Source organism: Campylobacter sp. TTU_617 (assembly GCF_016599045.1).
Taxonomy (GTDB): domain Bacteria; phylum Campylobacterota; class Campylobacteria; order Campylobacterales; family Campylobacteraceae; genus Campylobacter_D.
Window position 1 is genome coordinate 1 of record NZ_JAENKV010000021.1, and the last position, 15404, is coordinate 15404.

Consider the following 15404-nt stretch of genomic DNA (forward strand, 5'->3'; position numbering starts at 1 on the left):
TTCTTTACTTGATTCAAATAAATTAAAAGATATAAATGAAGAATTAAATTATCATACTATTGATGCTAATCTTGCTTGGGATTTAAACTTACCTTTGCCTGATAATTATGAGTTTGTGTGGTTGCAAAAAAATAGTTGTGCTTCTGCTGCCACAATAACTTTTTTTAATTTTTTAGTAAAAAAATTTGACACTTTAGTATGGTCACCTGAATATAAACATTATTCTTCTTTAATGAAATCAAAAACGGCATCTATTGCTCAAGGACATTACAGATTATTATATTTACTTCCTTGCAATATTAATTTAATTTTTGTAGCAAGAGATCCAATAAGTATAATCAAGCATGCTTTAAATCATATTCGAGTAGATAAAGTTTATTATGGCATAAAAGAGATTGATTTATTAACTAATATTAATTCTTCTTTATTTCATAAACCTTACTATCATTATACCAAAAATCCTTATAAAATAGAAATTTCTGATGTGGAAAAAGTTATATTAAATGGAAATTTGTATTTTAATACCCACAAGAGACTTGAAATTTTAAAAAATAAAATTAAAAATATAGAATGTTTGGAATTTTCAGAATTTAATACTCAAAATGCTTTTAATACTTTTACAAGATTAGCTCATAAATATAATTTTACTCCACCTAGAGATCCTTTGATTTTTCAAGGAAGAGCAAATAGAAATCAAGGAGATTTGCTTGTTTTGCCTGTAAATTTATATATTGATAAAAATTGTAAAATTATTATTACAACTCATCAAATTCATAGCAATAAACAAGGTTTTATAGAGATTAGCAAAGAAATATTTGAAAATAGAAATTTAATGTTTGATAATCTTATATTGCTTATTAAAGAGCACGATTATATATCTTTAAAAAATAATCAACTATTATTTAAAAAATGTAAAAATTATCTTAATGATTATATGGATGCACTAGAAAAGCATGAAATAGATATTAAAAATAATCTTATTAATGAAAAGCAAATTTTAGAATATTTTAAAGACAAAAAAGATTTAAGAATTAAACTAAAAAAACTTTTAGATGATGATTTAGCTTATGTTAAAGAAAATCATCCAGAATATATAGAAAAATGGAAATATTATAAAGAATTTGAAAAAATGTGTGAAGAATTAGATGGGAAATAAAGTATAAAGTTTATACTTTATTGTAATTTAGCAAGAATAGCAAGTTTTAAATTCATAGGCTGTTGGTCGAGATTCTACTGGCCAAACTTGAGTTTTAAATTTTAAATGCTGATAAGCTTGTATAAAACTATCACTCATAACAGGTTTTAAATATTCATTATTTCTAATCAATGCTTCTAAACTTCCTCTTAAAGTATGTGGTAGTTGTTCTATCCCTTTTTCACGAATTTCATCTAAAGTAAGCTCAAAAAGATTTTCATCCATAGGACCAACAGGTATAGTTTTATTTTTAATGCCATCGAGTCCGGCCATAAGTAAGCTTACAAATGCTAAATAAGGATTAGCTGTATTATCTGGAAATCTTATTTCTACTCTTGCATTTTTTTTATTAATACCATAAGGCACACGACAACTCGCACTTCTATTTTGACAAGAATAAGTTAGTATGCAAGGTGCTTCAAAACCAGGAACTATTCTTTTATAAGAATTAGAACTTGCATTAGTAAAGGCTGCAACACTTCTTGCATTTTTGAGAATTCCTCCTATATAATGAATAGCTGTTTGGCTTAATTTTCCGTATCCTTTCTCATCGTAAAATAAATTAACCCCATCTTTCCATAGACTCATATGCACATGCATTCCACTTCCATTATCTCCATAAAGAGGTTTTGGCATGAAAGTTGCAGTTTTTCCATTTAAATGAGCTATCATCTTAACTATATATTTGTAAATTTGGACATTATCAGCCGCTTCTACTAAAGTACTATAATAAACTCCAATCTCTGCTTGCCCTTGTGCTACTTCATGATGATGAACAAAAGTTTTAAGACCTACTTTTTCTAAGGTTTGGGCTATTTCAGAACGTATATCAACAAGAGAGTCTATGGGAGCAACAGGGAAATATCCCCCTTTATTTCTTGGTCTATGTCCAGTATTATAATTATCTATAAATTCTTTATTATCATTCCATTCGCCTTCTTCGGTATCTACTTCATATTTAGAGCAATTAGGGGTATCTATAATTTTTACATTATCAAAAATAAAAAATTCATTTTCAGGGCCGAAATAAGCTGTATCTGCTATATCATTATTTTTTAAATCATTCATAGCTTTTTTTGCTATGCTTCTAGGACATTTTTCATACATTTGCTCTTTATAAATATCATAGACATCACAAAAAACTATAATCGTTTGATCAGTACTAAAAGGATCCAAAAATGCACTTTGTGCATCAGGCATAAGTATCATATCAGATTTTTCTATAGGTTGCCAACCAAGAATTGAACTTCCATCAAATGGAATTCCTTGTTTAAATATTTCTTTATTTATAGAGTTAAAATTATAAGTAATATGATGCCAAGTTCCTATAAGATCGCTAAATCTAAAATCAACAAATATTACTTCATTATCTTTGCAAAAATCAAAAAATTCTTCAATATTATTTACAAATTTACCCATTATTATTGCCTTTTTATCTTATTTTTATCTTACTTTAATAGAAAGATTGTATCATAATTTCTTTAAATATAAACTATATTAATTTTCTGTAAGATTTTATGGAATAAGATACTGATTTTATTAAAATGTATTTTTTAAAGCTATGAAGTTTTTTTTAAATATTTTTAGCTAATATTTCGTTAATTGTTTTTTATTTTTTAGGTTTAAAGGATAGTAATGACCCAAGAAGAACTTGATGCTTTAATGGAAAGCACAACTGAATTTGAAGATAATGCTGAAGAAGAACATAATAATGAAGAAATTCAAGAAAATATTGGATATAAACCAGACCCTAAAGAAGGTTGGCCATTACCACCTCCAAATAAAGAACATAAAGTTGTCCATCAATTGGATGATGTAACAAGAGATAGCGAAGAAAGAGCTACAGAAATTATGGAAAAATTAGAAATTATTAATAATTTTTTTATAGATTCTGAAGGTCTATGTGATGAATTAAAAAAAATTTTAAATAAAAATATCGATATTTTTTCTAAATTAAATGTTAAATTTCCAAATGTTGAAAGTTTCTCACAAGCTTTAAATTCTAATCAAAATGCTATAGATAAAATTAGCAATATTGTTGAGAATTTACAAAGTGGTCAAGATGAAGTGATGATGATAATGGATGTTATGCAATATCAAGATATTCATCGTCAAAAAATTGAGCGTGTTATTAATGTTATGAGATCTCTTAGTCGTTATATGAATTCATTATTTGAAGGAAAAATTGATGATCAAAAACGTGTAAGTTCTGCTGTACATATACAAGGAGATAGTACCACTGATGTTGTTAGTAACGATGATATAGAAGCATTAATAGCGACCTTAGGAAAAAAATGATTATACCTGAAATTGTTGCACCAGCGGGCAATTTCACCAAATTAAAAATAGCTTTAGCTTATGGTGCTGATGCAATTTATGCAGGGGTTAATCATTTTTCTCTTCGCTCAAGAACGGCTAAGGATTTTAATTACGAAACCTTTAAACAAGCTATTGATTATACACATTCTAAAGGTAAAAAAATTTATGTTACTTTAAATGGCTTTCATCTTAATTCTCAAATTGAGGGTTTAAAAAAACATATATTAAAGCTAAAAGAAATGAACCCTGATGCTTTTATCATAGCATCACTTGGTGCTTTAAATTTGGCAAAAGAACTTGCTCCCGAAATACCTTTACACATTTCTACTCAAGCTAATGTATTAAATTATCTTGATGCTAGAGTTTATAAAAATATGGGTGCAAAACGTATTGTGATTGCAAGAGAGCTTTCTTTAAAAGATGCTAAAACTATTCAAGAAAATTGTGATATAGAATTAGAAGCATTTGTACATGGTTCTATGTGTTTTGCTTATTCTGGTCGTTGTTTAATCAGTTCTGTTCAAAGTGGAAGAATGAGCAATCGTGGAACTTGTGCTAATGATTGCAGGTTTAATTATGAACTTTATGCAAAAAATTCAGATAATGGAACTTTATTTCGTTTAGAAGAAGATCAAAATGGAACTTATATTTTTAATTCTAAAGATTTGAATTTAGGTGCTTATATTCAAAAGATAATGCAGGAAAATTGTATCCAAGCTTTTAAGATAGAAGGACGCACTAAAAGTGAGTATTACGTAGCTCTTACAACAAGAACTTATAAAATGGCAATACAAGATGTTTTAAATGGTTGCTTTGAAGCTAAAAAATATGAAAATGAGTTAAATACCTTAAAAAATCGTGGATTTACAGATGGCTATTTAGTTTCACGTCCTTTTGAAAAACAAGATACGCAAAATCATAATTCAAGTATTGAAGAAGGGACCCATCAAGTATGTGCTTTTACAGAAGATGGAGACTTTTTTAAATGCAAAGGCAAAATTTCGTTACAGACGCCTTATGAAATTTTAAGTCCATTAGGAGCAAAGATTCAAGAATGCGATAATGAATTAGGAGTAATTTATAAAAAAGATGATAAATATTTTATAGAATTTAAAAAAATGATAGCAAAAAATAATAAAGAATTTGAAACAATTCATAGCGGAAATGAAAATGAGATAAAATTACCAATTTCTATTCCAGAATTTAGTTTTTTACGCAAGGAGCTTGCATGAGTTTTATTGCAATTTTGATGGGAAGTAAAAGTGATTATGAATTTGTCAAAGAAGCAGAAAAAATTTTAAAAAAATTTAATGTTCCTTATGAGCTAATTATCACATCAGCTCATAGAAGTCCCAAAAGAACAAAATTATATATAGAAGATGCTGAGAAGAGGGGAGCAAAAGTTTTTATTGCAGCAGCGGGTATGGCAGCTCATTTGGCAGGAGCTTGTGCAGCTTATACTATTAAACCTGTATTGGCTATACCTATACCGAATTCAAATTTGGCTAGCATGGACGCTTTATTTTCTTGTGTTCAAATGCCTAGTGGAATTCCTGTTGGAACTTTAGCTATAGGTAAAGCAGGGGCTGTTAATGCGGCTTATTTAGCTATACAAATTTTAGCTATTGATGATATTAATTTAAATAAAGCTTTATTAGAAGATAGGCAAAAACAATATGAAAAAATTATTAATGATTCAAAAGAAATTGAAGTTTTATTACAATAAAGGAACAAAAAATGCAAACCTATCTAGAATTGAGCGAATTTTGTAAATTAGTTCATTTAAGCGAAGATGTTGTTAAAGGTATGATGGCAAATGGTTCTTTAAATTTCAAAGAAGAAGATGATAAAATTTATATAGAAGCAAATCAAGGAACTTTTAGCGTAGTTCCAAGCACTACATCAAAAAATTCTATGGTTAATTCTATAACTTTAGCAGGAGAAAGTTTTGTTGAAAAAACAATAGGAACCATTTTAAATTTGCATGAAAAAGTTTTAGATGCTAAAGATGAAACATTAGAAGCTTTAAAAAATGAAAATAAATTTTTAAAAGATGCTCTTTATTCTATGCAAGAATTATATGATGCAGATAGAAAAACTATAGAAACTTTAAATACAGAATTAAAACATACACGCGAAGAAGTGGAATTTCTAAAACGCAAGTATAAATTAATGTGGAGTAAAACGACTGAAATTTTTGGAGCAAAAACTGAGCCTGATTTAGAAATGAATAAAGACAAAAATGAAAAATTGAATAAAATACAACAAGAGAGCTAAAATGACTTTTTCACAAATTATATTAAATTTACAAAATTATTGGCAAAATCAAGGGTGTGCTATTATGCAACCTTATGATATGCCAGCAGGTGCTGGAACTTTTCATCCGGCAACTTTTTTGAGAAGTTTAGGTAAAAAACCTTGGTCTGTAGCATATGTTGCACCAAGTCGTCGTCCAACAGATGGACGCTATGGAGAAAATCCTAATCGCTTAGGAGCCTATTATCAATTTCAAGTTTTAATAAAACCTAGTCCTGATAACATACAAGAATTATATTTAAAAAGTTTAGAAAGCTTAGGATTTGATTTAAAAAATCATGATATACGTTTTGTTGAGGATAATTGGGAAAGTCCAAGTTTAGGTGCTTGGGGTCTAGGTTGGGAAGTGTGGCTTGATGGTATGGAAGTAACTCAATTTACTTATTTTCAACAAGTTGGTGGAATAGCTGTAGATTTGGTAAGCGCAGAAATCACTTATGGCTTGGAAAGAATTGCAATGTATATTCAAAACGTTGAAAATGTTTATGATATTATTTGGAGTGAATCTAATAATAAAATTATTAAATATGCAGATGTCCATAAACAAAGCGAATATGAATTTAGTAAATATAATTTTGAGCTAAGTGATGTTCATTTTTTAAATATGCAATTTGAAAATGCATGTAAAGAATGTAAAAATATTTTAGAACAAGGCTTAGCTTTGCCTGCTTATGATTATTGTATGTTAGCAGCACATACTTTCAATCTTTTAGATGCTAGGGGGGCAATTTCAGTAACTCAAAGACAAGATTATATGTTAAAAATTAGAGAGCTTGCTAAAAATTGTGCTCAAATTTATAAGAAAAATTTAAATGAAACTGAGTGAAATTTATTCTTTCTTAGATAAGCTAAGTCCTTTTGAAAAACAAGCACATTGGGATAATAGCGGTATTTTACTTGGAGATTTAGATGATGAAATAAATACAATTTATTTAAGTCTTGATATAGATGCAAATTTACTTAAAGAAGCTGATGAAAATTCTTTATTTATTGTTCATCATCCCTTAATCTTTAAACCTTTAAAAGAATTATCAACAAGAAAATATCCTAGAGCTTTTATTAAAGAAATGATTAAAAAGAATATATCTTTAATTGCTTTACATACAAATTATGATCTAAGTCACTTAAATTCTTATTTTACAAGAGAAATTTTAGGTTTTAAAGATTTTAAACAAGAAGAATATTTAATTTATGTTGATATAAATACAGATTTTAAAAATTTATGTAACCATATTAAAAAAAAATTGAATTTAGATTTGCTTAGAGTAAGTTTTTGTGGAAAAGAAAAAATTAAAAGACTAGCTATTTGCACGGGTAGCGGAGGAGATTTGATTCCTTTTGTAAATGCTGATTGTTTTATAAGTGGAGACTTTAAATATCATCAAGCTTTAGAGGCTTTAAGTAATGATTTAAGCCTTATTGATATAGGACATTTTGAAAGTGAGTGTTGTTTTGCTCAAGCTTTAGCAAAAGATTTGCAAAATTTGTCTTTAAAGGTTATAATAAAAGTTTCAAAAAATCCATTCCAAATTTTTTAAGGAAAATTAATGAATAAATATCTTGAACAACTTGTATCTTTATCAAAAATTGACCAAGAAATTGATAACTTTGAGCCTAAAATTGAAAGTATCAATAAAAATTTAAAAGAAATAGAAAATAAGATTGATAAAATAAATGTACAGTTAAATAACTATGATGATGAGATTAAAGATATTCAGAATCAAAAAATTCAAAATAATACTCATATTCTAGAATTTTCTGAGAAAATTAAAGAGTTTTCAAAAAAAAGTGCTATGGTTAAAACCGAAAAAGAAGCAAATGCATTAAAAATAGAAGAAGATATAGCTAAAGAGCAACTTGATGCAGCTAACGATGAGATAATTCGTTTAGATAAAATTTTAGAAAATAAAGAAAGTTATAAAAAAGAATTATTTGTAGAAAAAGAAGATTTAGAGAAACAATTAGAACAAATTAAAATAGACGTTCAAGAACAAATGAAAGTTTTAGAAAAAGATAGAATGAATATCTATGATAAAAAAACAAAATTAGTTAAAGAAATGAATCAAAAAGTTTTAGGTTTTTATGAAAAAATTCGCAAATGGGCTAAAAATACAGCTGTAGTTCCTGTTAAAAAACAGGCTTGTTATGGTTGTTTTATGAGAATTTATGATAAGACTTATCTTTCAATTATAAAAGGAGAGGAAATTATAACTTGTCCTCATTGCGGTAGAATTCTCTATAAAGAATCTCAAGAAAATTGATCGTTTTTTATTATTTATTAATATGGATAGCTTATATTTTATTAGCTATTCCTTTATTTTTTCTTTCTTTTTTAAAAGCGAAATATAAATATAGTTTAAAAGCAAGATTTTTTTTATATAAAAATCTAATTCAAGAAAAAAAAGATGTTCATTTTCATGCTTGTTCTTTAGGCGAAGTAAAAAGTATTAAGGATTTGACATTGCTTTTTGATTCTAGAATTACTACAATTACTCAAACTGGTTATGAAGAAGCAAAGAAATTTTGCAAATCAGTAAATTATCTTGTTTTTGAAAATTGGATCCCTTTTTGGCTTAAGCCGTGTAAAGTATTAGTAATATTTGAGGCAGAATATTGGCTAATTTTGATTTTAATATCTAAGTTAAAAGGTGCAAAAACTATTCTTATCAATGCAAGAATTTCAGATAAATCATATAAAAATTATAAAAGATTTGCATTTTTTTATAAAAAAATTTTTTCTTATATTGATGAAGTTTTTGCTCAAAGCAAGGAAGATAAAAAAAAACTTATTGATTTAGGAGCTAGAAATGTAAAAATTACAGGAAATATTAAAATTAATTCAAAAATACAAGTAAATAAAAATTATGAAAAGTTAGATCAAAAATTAATTATTTTTGCAAATACTCACAAAGGAGAAGAGTATTTATTATTAGAGCATTTTACATTAAAAAAAGGTGAAAAACTTATTATAGCTCCACGTCATCCTGAACGTTTTGAGGAAGTTGCTAATTTACTTAGAAATAAAAAATTAGACTTTGTAAAATTTAGCTCTTTAAATCTATCATCTTCTTTAAAAGATGAATTTAAAAGTCCTATTTTATTGTTAGATAGCATAGGAGAACTTGTTAATTTTTATGCTATTTCTGATATTGTTGTGCTTGGAGGTTCTTTTATAAAGGGTATAGGTGGTCACAATCCTATAGAAGCAGCTTTTTTTGATAATATTTTAATTTCAGGAATTTATTTTTACAATCAAAAAAAATTATACGAAGCTGTTGAAAATATTTATTTGTGTAATGATATAAATGAATTAGATGATAAAATTCGCAAACTTCAAAAAAAGACCAAGATAATCCACAAAAATAATTTAAATCTTATTATAGAAAGTATTAAAAAGGGTATTAATGCAAGAAAAAGCCTATAAATTATTAGCATTACAAGAAGGAATTTCAAATCATCAAGCTAAAGATTTAATTGATCAAGGTTGTGTTTTTTTTCAAGGAAAAAAACTTGTTTTAGCAAGAACTTTGCTGCATAATAAGGCTAAATTTATCATTAAAAAAATACAAAATCCTTATGTTATTTTTGAAGATAATAATATTTTAGCTATTTATAAACCCCATTCTTTTATCAGCGAAAATTTAGAAAAATATTTTAATGCAAAACTTTTAAATCGCTTAGATAAAGAGACAAGTGGAGTAATTTTACTTTGTAAAAATGAAGAATTTAGAACTTTATGTATAAAAGAATTTAAACAACAAAAAGTTTATAAAAGTTATATAGCATTGCTTGATGGAATTATTGCTGAAGAAATTGAAATTAAAGAGCCTATTTTAACTTTAAAAAATAAAAAAGGTGCATATAGTAAAGTATTAAAACAAGGATTAGAAGCTCATACAAAAATCACTCCGCTTATGATACAAGGAAAAAAAACTTTAGCACATATTGTTATCTTAACAGGTAGAACACATCAAATAAGGGTACATACTCATTTTATAAAACATGGAATTATAGGAGATGAAAAATATGCTAAGATTCCAAGTAATAGAATGTATCTTCAAAGTTATGAAATAAAAATATTAGATTATGTTTTTAAATCAAAAATCGATCAAGATTTTAATCAGTTTGGTTTTGATTTAAAAAATTTAGTTTTTTAAAGGTATTTAAGGAAAAATTCTTTATAATACAAATTTTAATTTCTTAGAATATAAAATTTCTTGAAAGGTATTAAGTGTTTGAATTAATTAGCGATTCTTTTAAATCAGCTATTAATAAAATTCGTTTTATTGATGATGAAAAGGCTCTTAAAAATGCTTTAGAGACTTTGAAAAAATCACTTTTAAAAGCCGATGTACATCATAAAGTTACAAAAGAACTTTTATATTTAGTAGAAGAAGATGTTAAGAAAAATGGAATAGGTCAAAAGCAGTTTTTAGATGCTATAAAAACTAATTTAGAAAATATTTTAAATATTCCAAATAAAACTCAGGGTTTTGTTTTTAGTTCTAAACCTCCTACAATTGTCCTAATGACTGGTTTGCAAGGTGGTGGTAAAACTACTAGTACAGTTAAATTAGCTCATTATCTTAAACTTAGAAATAAAAAAGTTTTAGTAGCAGCTTGTGACTTACAAAGATTAGCTGCTGTAGAACAATTACGCCAACTTTGTCAGGCTAATGAAATTGATTTATTTTATATTGAGAAAGAAAAAAATCCTTTAAATGTTGCTAAAAGTGCTTTAAGCAAAGCTAAAGAATTAATGGTTGATGTTTTATTAGTTGATACAGCTGGACGTTTAGCTATTGATGAAGCTTTAATGAATGAACTTAAAGAAATGAAAAACATTTTGACTCCTGATGAAATTTTTTATATAGCGGATGCTATGAGTGGTCAAGATGGTGTAAAAACAGCAACAAGTTTTAATGAAGTTTTAGGACTTAGTGGTGTTATACTTTCCAAATTTGATGCTGATACAAAAGGTGGTATTGCTTTAAGTATCGCAAGACAAGTTGGAATTCCTTTAAGATTTATAGGTGTTGGAGAAAAAGTAGCTGATTTAGAAATCTTTATTCCAGATAGGATAGTTAGTCGTATTATGGGTGAAGGAGATTTAGCTACTTTGGCTGAAAAAACAGCTGCTATTATTGATGAAAAAGAAGCTAAAAAACTAGGACAAAAGATTAAAAAAGGCGAATTTAATTTCAATGATTTTTTAGAGCAAATGGAGAGTGTTAAAAAACTAGGCAGTATTAAATCCATTATTGGAATGATACCTGGTCTTTCTAATTTAGGTTCTCAAATAAAAGATCTTGATTTGGATAATTCTAAAGAGATTGTTCATATTAAAGCTATGATTTCTTCGATGACCCCAAAAGAAAGAGAAAATCCTTCTTTATTAAATAATGCAAGAAAACGTCGTATAGCAGAAGGTTCAGGTTTATCTCAAATTCAAGTAAATAGATTTTTAAAACAATTTTCCAATGCTGCAAAATTAGCTAAAAAATTTTCTGGAAAAAAAGGTATGGATAGCTTAATGCAAATGATGTCACAATCAAGAAAGCAATTTTGAAGATTTATTTAAAGATATTAAAAAATATTTTTAAATAAATCTTTAGAAATTTTAAGGAGAAATAATGACAGTTATTAGACTTACAAGAATGGGAAGAGTTAAAAGACCTTTTTATCGTATAGTAGTTACTGATAGTAGAAAACGTCGTGATGGTGGTTGGATAGAAAGTATAGGGTATTATAATCCTATGGTAAATCCTGAAGTTATTAAATTTGATAAAGAACGTTTAGAGTATTGGAAAAGCGTAGGTGCAAAATTAAGCGATAAGGTTACTTCTATTACAAGTAAATAAAATGGTAGAAGATTTTTTAAGAGAATATGCAAAATTAATTGTAGAATTCCCAGATAAAATTCAAGTTCAAAAAGTAGATTTGGAAGATAATATCATAGAACTTGTTGTTTTTGCGGATAAAATTGATACAGGGAAATTGATTGGAAGAAATGGCAAAATGATTAATGCTATCAAAACAGTTGTTTCCGCCTATAAAGTAAAAGATTTAACATCTTATCGTGTAACGGTTAAATCAATTGAATGAAAAAACATTAATTCAAGTTGCAAAACTTGGTAGAACTGTTGGTTTAAAAGGTTATATAAAACTTTATAATCTGAGTGATTTTCCTACTCAGTTTAAAAAAGATAACTCTTTTTATATTAATAAAAAAGAAATTATAATAATTAAAGATTTTAATTATTATAATTCCACTATTTTATTTGCAGGCTATGAAGATCTAAATAAAGCTAAAAAATTAACAAATCTTATTTTATATCAGAGTATAGAGCAAACTAGAAAATTTTGTAAATTAGAAAAAAATGAATTTTTTTATTTTGACATTCTAGAGTCTGAGGTTTATGATGATAAACAAAAACTTGGTAATGTTTGCAATATTATTAAAGCAGGACCTTCTTATTTATTAGAAATTCAAACAGATGAAAAACTTTTAAGTAAAAATTATTCTAAAACATTTTTTATCCCTTATGTTGATAAATACATTCAAAAAATTGATATTAACAAACATCAAATTTTCTGTTCTAACGAAGCAATTTTGATTTTAGAGAATTCATGAATTTTACTTTTGTTAGTTTATTTCCTCATTTATTGGAATTTTATTTTAAAGACTCTATACTTTTTAGAGCTTTAGAAAAAAAAATTATAAATATTGATTTTTATAATCCTAGAGATTTTGCTTTTAATGCTTATAAAAAAGTTGATGATTATAAAATAGGAGGTGGAGCTGGACTTTTAATGCAAATTGAACCTTTATTTGAAACTTTAAATTTTATTAAACAAAAGAATGAAAAATCTCATTTTATTTTTCTTTCTCCTAGTGGAAAAACTTTTAATCAAAAAGATGCTAAACGTTTAAGTAAAAAAGAACATCTTATTTTTGTTTGTGGAAGATATGAAGGCATAGATGAAAGAGTATTTGAAATTTTTGCTAATGAAATTTTTAGTATAGGAGATTTTATTTTAACGGGAGGAGAATTACCTGCTTTGATGCTTTGTGATGCAATTTCAAGAAATATTGAAGGAGTTTTAGGAAATTTAAAGAGTTTAGAAGAAGAAAGTTTTGAATTTGGTTTGCTTGAAGCTCCTGCTTTTTCAAAACCTTTTATATTTGAAAAACAATATAAAAAAAATAATGCTCCTTCAGTGTTTTTAAAGGGTAATCACGCTAAAATTTCCGATTTAAAAAATACTTTGGCGTCTTGTAAAACAAAATTTTTTCATCCAGATTTGTTTTTAGAACATGAGCGCAAAAAATAAGGAATTATTATGAAGAATAAATATATTGAACAATTTGAAGCTAAACAAATTGAAGGTAAAAATATTCCAGATTTTCGTGCTGGAGATACTTTAAAACTTGCAATTCGTATTAAAGAAGGTGATAAAACAAGAATTCAAAATTTTGAAGGTATTTGTATCGCTAGAAGAGGTAATGGTGTTGATGAAACTTTCATTATCCGTAAAATAGGTGCTAATAACGTAGGAGTTGAAAGAATTTTCCCTATTTATAGTGATAGTTTAGAAAGTATTGTTGTTTTAAGAAAAGGTCGCGTACGTCGTGCTAGACTTTTTTATTTAAGAGATAGACGCGGTAAAGCAGCTCGTATCAAAGAACTTAAAAAATAATTGAAGCTATAGTTTAACATTCTAAAAATATAAAAAATAAATTTTATTAAATTTTTTAGAATAGTTGAAATTGTTGATAATATTTATAACTTATATAAAGTATTATTACAAGAAAAGTCATAGTTTCTATTAAAATATTTTAATGATTTTTGCAAGTATGCCTAAATATTATTGAGTGTAATGAATATTAATCATACACTCATATTTTTTAGCCATTATCTTAAAAAGTTAAATACTTGCAAATGAAGTAAAAATAAATTTGCAAAATATATAATTTTTATAAAAGATTATTTTAATCTATATAAAATTGATGTTTTTATCTTTTTTATAAAGGTTTAAAGTTTTAAAAATGCAAGATGTAATTATATTTTTAATTATTTCTTCTTCTTTTGATTGTTTGTTTTTATAAGGAAATTTTATCATTGGATACAACTAAAATAATTTGGCGCAAAGATTCTTGGAAAAGTTATCCTATAAAACAACAGCCAGTTTATCCTAATCAAAATCATTTAGAAAAGGTTTTAAATAAATTAGAAAAACTACCTCCATTAGTTTTTACTAATGAGATAAAAAATCTTCAAAATGCTTTAATAGAAGTTTCACGCAAGAAAGCTTTTTTGCTTCAAGGTGGTGATTGTGTTGAGAGTTTTGATGATTTTAATATCATAAATATTAATAATATGTTTAAAATTTTATTTCAAATGGCTATAATTTTGACTTTTTCTGGAGATTTTCCTGTGGTAAAAATTGGACGTATAGCTGGACAATTTGCTAAGCCAAGAAGTTTAGAATTTGAAGAATATCAAGGAAAAATTTTACCGAGTTTTCGTGGTGATATTATTAATGATTTTAAATTTGATGAAAAAGAAAGAGTACCAAATCCTGATAGAATTCTTAAAGCATATTACCAAAGTGTTAAAACTTTAAAGATATTGAGAAATTTTTCCAAAAATAAGTTATTAAATTTAAATCAAATTTTAAATTTTATTAAAATAAATAAACTTGATAATAAATACCAAGATTTAAGTACCAAAATTTCTCAATATTTCTGTATTCAAAATGATTGCAATACAATAGCTAATACATTTTATACTTCTCACGAAGCTTTACTTTTACCTTATGAACAGGCTATGACACGTCTTGATGATTTAACCAATCAATTTTATAATTATTCAGCCCATATGCTTTGGATTGGCGAGAGAACAAGGGATATTAATGGAGCACATATTCATTTTTTAAGTGGAGTAAAAAATCCAATAGGAGTTAAAATAGGTCCAAGTGCTAAAATTGATGATTTAATAAAAATTGCTCAAATTTTAAATCCCGATAATGAAGAGGGGCGTTTAGTTTTTATTATGAGAATGGGTGCTGATAAAATAGATCAGATTTTACCAAATATTTTTAAAAGACTTTCAAAAGAGGGTTTAAATTTAATTTATAGCATTGATCCTATGCACGGAAATACCATAAAGGTTGATAATTTAAAAACACGTGAATTTGATAAAATTTCAAAAGAAATTCAATCTTTTTTTGAAATATCTTATTCCGAGGGAGTTTTTCCAGGTGGAATTCATCTTGAAATGACTGGTAAAAAAGTTACAGAATGTATTGGAGGTGTGAGCAATATTACAAAATACGATTTAAGAGAATGCTATGAAAGCAAATGCGATCCTAGATTAAATGTTGAGCAAGCATTAGAATTAGCATTTTTGATAGCAAATTTAATTAAAAAAGGCAAAAAATGATATTTTTATATGGAATCAAAAACTGCAATAGCGTTAAAAAAGCTATGGATTTTCTTACACAAAAACAACTTACTTTTGTTTTTAAAGATATTAAAAAAATAGATAATAACATTTTAAATTTATGGCTT

General features: G+C 26.3%; 18 protein-coding genes and 1 pseudogene. 18 read left to right on the top strand and 1 reads right to left on the bottom strand.

What is annotated here, in order from left to right:
- The coding region (locus GQV94_RS07185; RefSeq protein ID WP_200170374.1) for a DUF2972 domain-containing protein at positions 1 to 1156 on the top strand (1156 nt) is incomplete at its 5' end.
- 27 nt (positions 1157 to 1183) lie between these two features.
- On the opposite strand, the gene glnA is transcribed toward GQV94_RS07185, so the two are convergent.
- On the bottom strand, positions 1184 to 2614 hold the full coding sequence (gene glnA / locus GQV94_RS07190) for a type I glutamate--ammonia ligase (RefSeq protein ID WP_200170375.1): 1431 nt from the start codon (positions 2612 to 2614) through the stop codon (positions 1184 to 1186).
- Between the two features lie 216 nt (positions 2615 to 2830).
- Between glnA and GQV94_RS07195 the strand changes: the two genes are divergently transcribed.
- The 17 genes and pseudogenes from GQV94_RS07195 to GQV94_RS07275 all read left to right on the top strand — a co-directional run.
- Positions 2831 to 3493 carry a chemotaxis protein gene (locus tag GQV94_RS07195; protein ID WP_200170376.1) on the top strand — a complete coding sequence of 221 codons (663 nt, stop codon included), beginning with the start codon at positions 2831 to 2833 and terminating at the stop codon, positions 3491 to 3493.
- Positions 3490 to 4746 carry a peptidase U32 family protein gene (locus tag GQV94_RS07200; RefSeq protein WP_200170377.1) on the top strand — a complete coding sequence of 419 codons (1257 nt, stop codon included), beginning with the start codon at positions 3490 to 3492 and terminating at the stop codon, positions 4744 to 4746. The genes GQV94_RS07195 and GQV94_RS07200 overlap by 4 nt, the downstream gene beginning before the upstream one ends.
- A complete protein-coding gene (gene purE / locus GQV94_RS07205; RefSeq protein ID WP_200170378.1) occupies positions 4743 to 5240 on the top strand; it encodes a 5-(carboxyamino)imidazole ribonucleotide mutase in 498 nt (165 codons plus the stop codon). Before GQV94_RS07200 ends, purE begins: the two co-directional genes overlap by 4 nt.
- Positions 5241 to 5251: 11 nt before the next feature.
- A complete protein-coding gene (locus GQV94_RS07210) occupies positions 5252 to 5791 on the top strand; it encodes a DUF3972 domain-containing protein (RefSeq protein WP_200170379.1) in 540 nt (179 codons plus the stop codon).
- A gap of 1 nt (position 5792) precedes the next feature.
- On the top strand, positions 5793 to 6656 hold the full coding sequence (gene glyQ / locus GQV94_RS07215) for a glycine--tRNA ligase subunit alpha (protein ID WP_200170380.1): 864 nt from the start codon (positions 5793 to 5795) through the stop codon (positions 6654 to 6656).
- The gene (locus GQV94_RS07220; RefSeq protein ID WP_200170381.1) at positions 6643 to 7368 is read left to right on the top strand and encodes a Nif3-like dinuclear metal center hexameric protein; all 726 of its coding nucleotides are present in this window, start codon (positions 6643 to 6645) and stop codon (positions 7366 to 7368) included. Before glyQ ends, GQV94_RS07220 begins: the two co-directional genes overlap by 14 nt.
- Positions 7369 to 7377: 9 nt before the next feature.
- Positions 7378 to 8091, top strand: a complete 714-nt coding sequence (locus tag GQV94_RS07225) for a zinc ribbon domain-containing protein (protein WP_200170382.1) — start codon at positions 7378 to 7380, stop codon at positions 8089 to 8091.
- Complete coding sequence (gene waaA / locus GQV94_RS07230) at positions 8088 to 9254, top strand: lipid IV(A) 3-deoxy-D-manno-octulosonic acid transferase (RefSeq protein ID WP_200170383.1); 1167 nt, start codon at positions 8088 to 8090, stop codon at positions 9252 to 9254. The genes GQV94_RS07225 and waaA overlap by 4 nt, the downstream gene beginning before the upstream one ends.
- A complete protein-coding gene (locus tag GQV94_RS07235) occupies positions 9235 to 9987 on the top strand; it encodes a pseudouridine synthase family protein (RefSeq protein ID WP_200170384.1) in 753 nt (250 codons plus the stop codon). Before waaA ends, GQV94_RS07235 begins: the two co-directional genes overlap by 20 nt.
- Before the next feature lie 74 nt (positions 9988 to 10061).
- Positions 10062 to 11399, top strand: a complete 1338-nt coding sequence (gene ffh, locus GQV94_RS07240) for a signal recognition particle protein (protein WP_200170385.1) — start codon at positions 10062 to 10064, stop codon at positions 11397 to 11399.
- A 64-nt stretch (positions 11400 to 11463) separates the two neighbouring features.
- A complete protein-coding gene (gene rpsP, locus GQV94_RS07245) occupies positions 11464 to 11691 on the top strand; it encodes a 30S ribosomal protein S16 (protein ID WP_200170386.1) in 228 nt (75 codons plus the stop codon).
- Between the two features lies 1 nt (position 11692).
- Complete coding sequence (locus GQV94_RS07250; protein WP_200170387.1) at positions 11693 to 11935, top strand: KH domain-containing protein; 243 nt, start codon at positions 11693 to 11695, stop codon at positions 11933 to 11935.
- On the top strand, positions 11928 to 12464 hold the full coding sequence (rimM, locus tag GQV94_RS07255) for a ribosome maturation factor RimM (RefSeq protein ID WP_200170388.1): 537 nt from the start codon (positions 11928 to 11930) through the stop codon (positions 12462 to 12464). The genes GQV94_RS07250 and rimM overlap by 8 nt, the downstream gene beginning before the upstream one ends.
- The gene (trmD, locus tag GQV94_RS07260; protein WP_200170389.1) at positions 12461 to 13165 is read left to right on the top strand and encodes a tRNA (guanosine(37)-N1)-methyltransferase TrmD; all 705 of its coding nucleotides are present in this window, start codon (positions 12461 to 12463) and stop codon (positions 13163 to 13165) included. Before rimM ends, trmD begins: the two co-directional genes overlap by 4 nt.
- 9 nt (positions 13166 to 13174) lie before the next feature.
- Positions 13175 to 13531: a 50S ribosomal protein L19 gene (gene rplS / locus GQV94_RS07265; RefSeq protein WP_200170390.1), complete on the top strand. Its 357-nt coding sequence runs from the start codon at positions 13175 to 13177 to the stop codon at positions 13529 to 13531.
- Between the two features lie 440 nt (positions 13532 to 13971).
- The gene (locus GQV94_RS07270) at positions 13972 to 15276 is read left to right on the top strand and encodes a 3-deoxy-7-phosphoheptulonate synthase (RefSeq protein ID WP_200170391.1); all 1305 of its coding nucleotides are present in this window, start codon (positions 13972 to 13974) and stop codon (positions 15274 to 15276) included.
- Positions 15276 to 15404, top strand: a pseudogene (locus tag GQV94_RS07275) (ArsC family transcriptional regulator); the annotation flags it as partial. The gene GQV94_RS07270 and the pseudogene GQV94_RS07275, both read left to right, overlap by 1 nt.

Excerpts from the sequence above, each read along its gene's own strand:
- glnA (WP_200170375.1), bottom strand. The coding sequence starts at position 2,614 with ATGGGTAAATTTGTAAATAATATTGAAGAATTTTTTGATTTTTGCAAA.
- GQV94_RS07195 (WP_200170376.1), top strand. The coding sequence starts at position 2,831 with ATGACCCAAGAAGAACTTGATGCTTTAATGGAAAGCACAACTGAATTT.
- GQV94_RS07200 (WP_200170377.1), top strand. The coding sequence starts at position 3,490 with ATGATTATACCTGAAATTGTTGCACCAGCGGGCAATTTCACCAAATTA.
- purE (WP_200170378.1), top strand. The coding sequence starts at position 4,743 with ATGAGTTTTATTGCAATTTTGATGGGAAGTAAAAGTGATTATGAATTT.
- GQV94_RS07210 (WP_200170379.1), top strand. The coding sequence starts at position 5,252 with ATGCAAACCTATCTAGAATTGAGCGAATTTTGTAAATTAGTTCATTTA.
- glyQ (WP_200170380.1), top strand. The coding sequence starts at position 5,793 with ATGACTTTTTCACAAATTATATTAAATTTACAAAATTATTGGCAAAAT.
- GQV94_RS07220 (WP_200170381.1), top strand. The coding sequence starts at position 6,643 with ATGAAACTGAGTGAAATTTATTCTTTCTTAGATAAGCTAAGTCCTTTT.
- GQV94_RS07225 (WP_200170382.1), top strand. The coding sequence starts at position 7,378 with ATGAATAAATATCTTGAACAACTTGTATCTTTATCAAAAATTGACCAA.
- GQV94_RS07235 (WP_200170384.1), top strand. The coding sequence starts at position 9,235 with ATGCAAGAAAAAGCCTATAAATTATTAGCATTACAAGAAGGAATTTCA.
- rpsP (WP_200170386.1), top strand. The coding sequence starts at position 11,464 with ATGACAGTTATTAGACTTACAAGAATGGGAAGAGTTAAAAGACCTTTT.
- GQV94_RS07250 (WP_200170387.1), top strand. The coding sequence starts at position 11,693 with ATGGTAGAAGATTTTTTAAGAGAATATGCAAAATTAATTGTAGAATTC.
- trmD (WP_200170389.1), top strand. The coding sequence starts at position 12,461 with ATGAATTTTACTTTTGTTAGTTTATTTCCTCATTTATTGGAATTTTAT.
- rplS (WP_200170390.1), top strand. The coding sequence starts at position 13,175 with ATGAAGAATAAATATATTGAACAATTTGAAGCTAAACAAATTGAAGGT.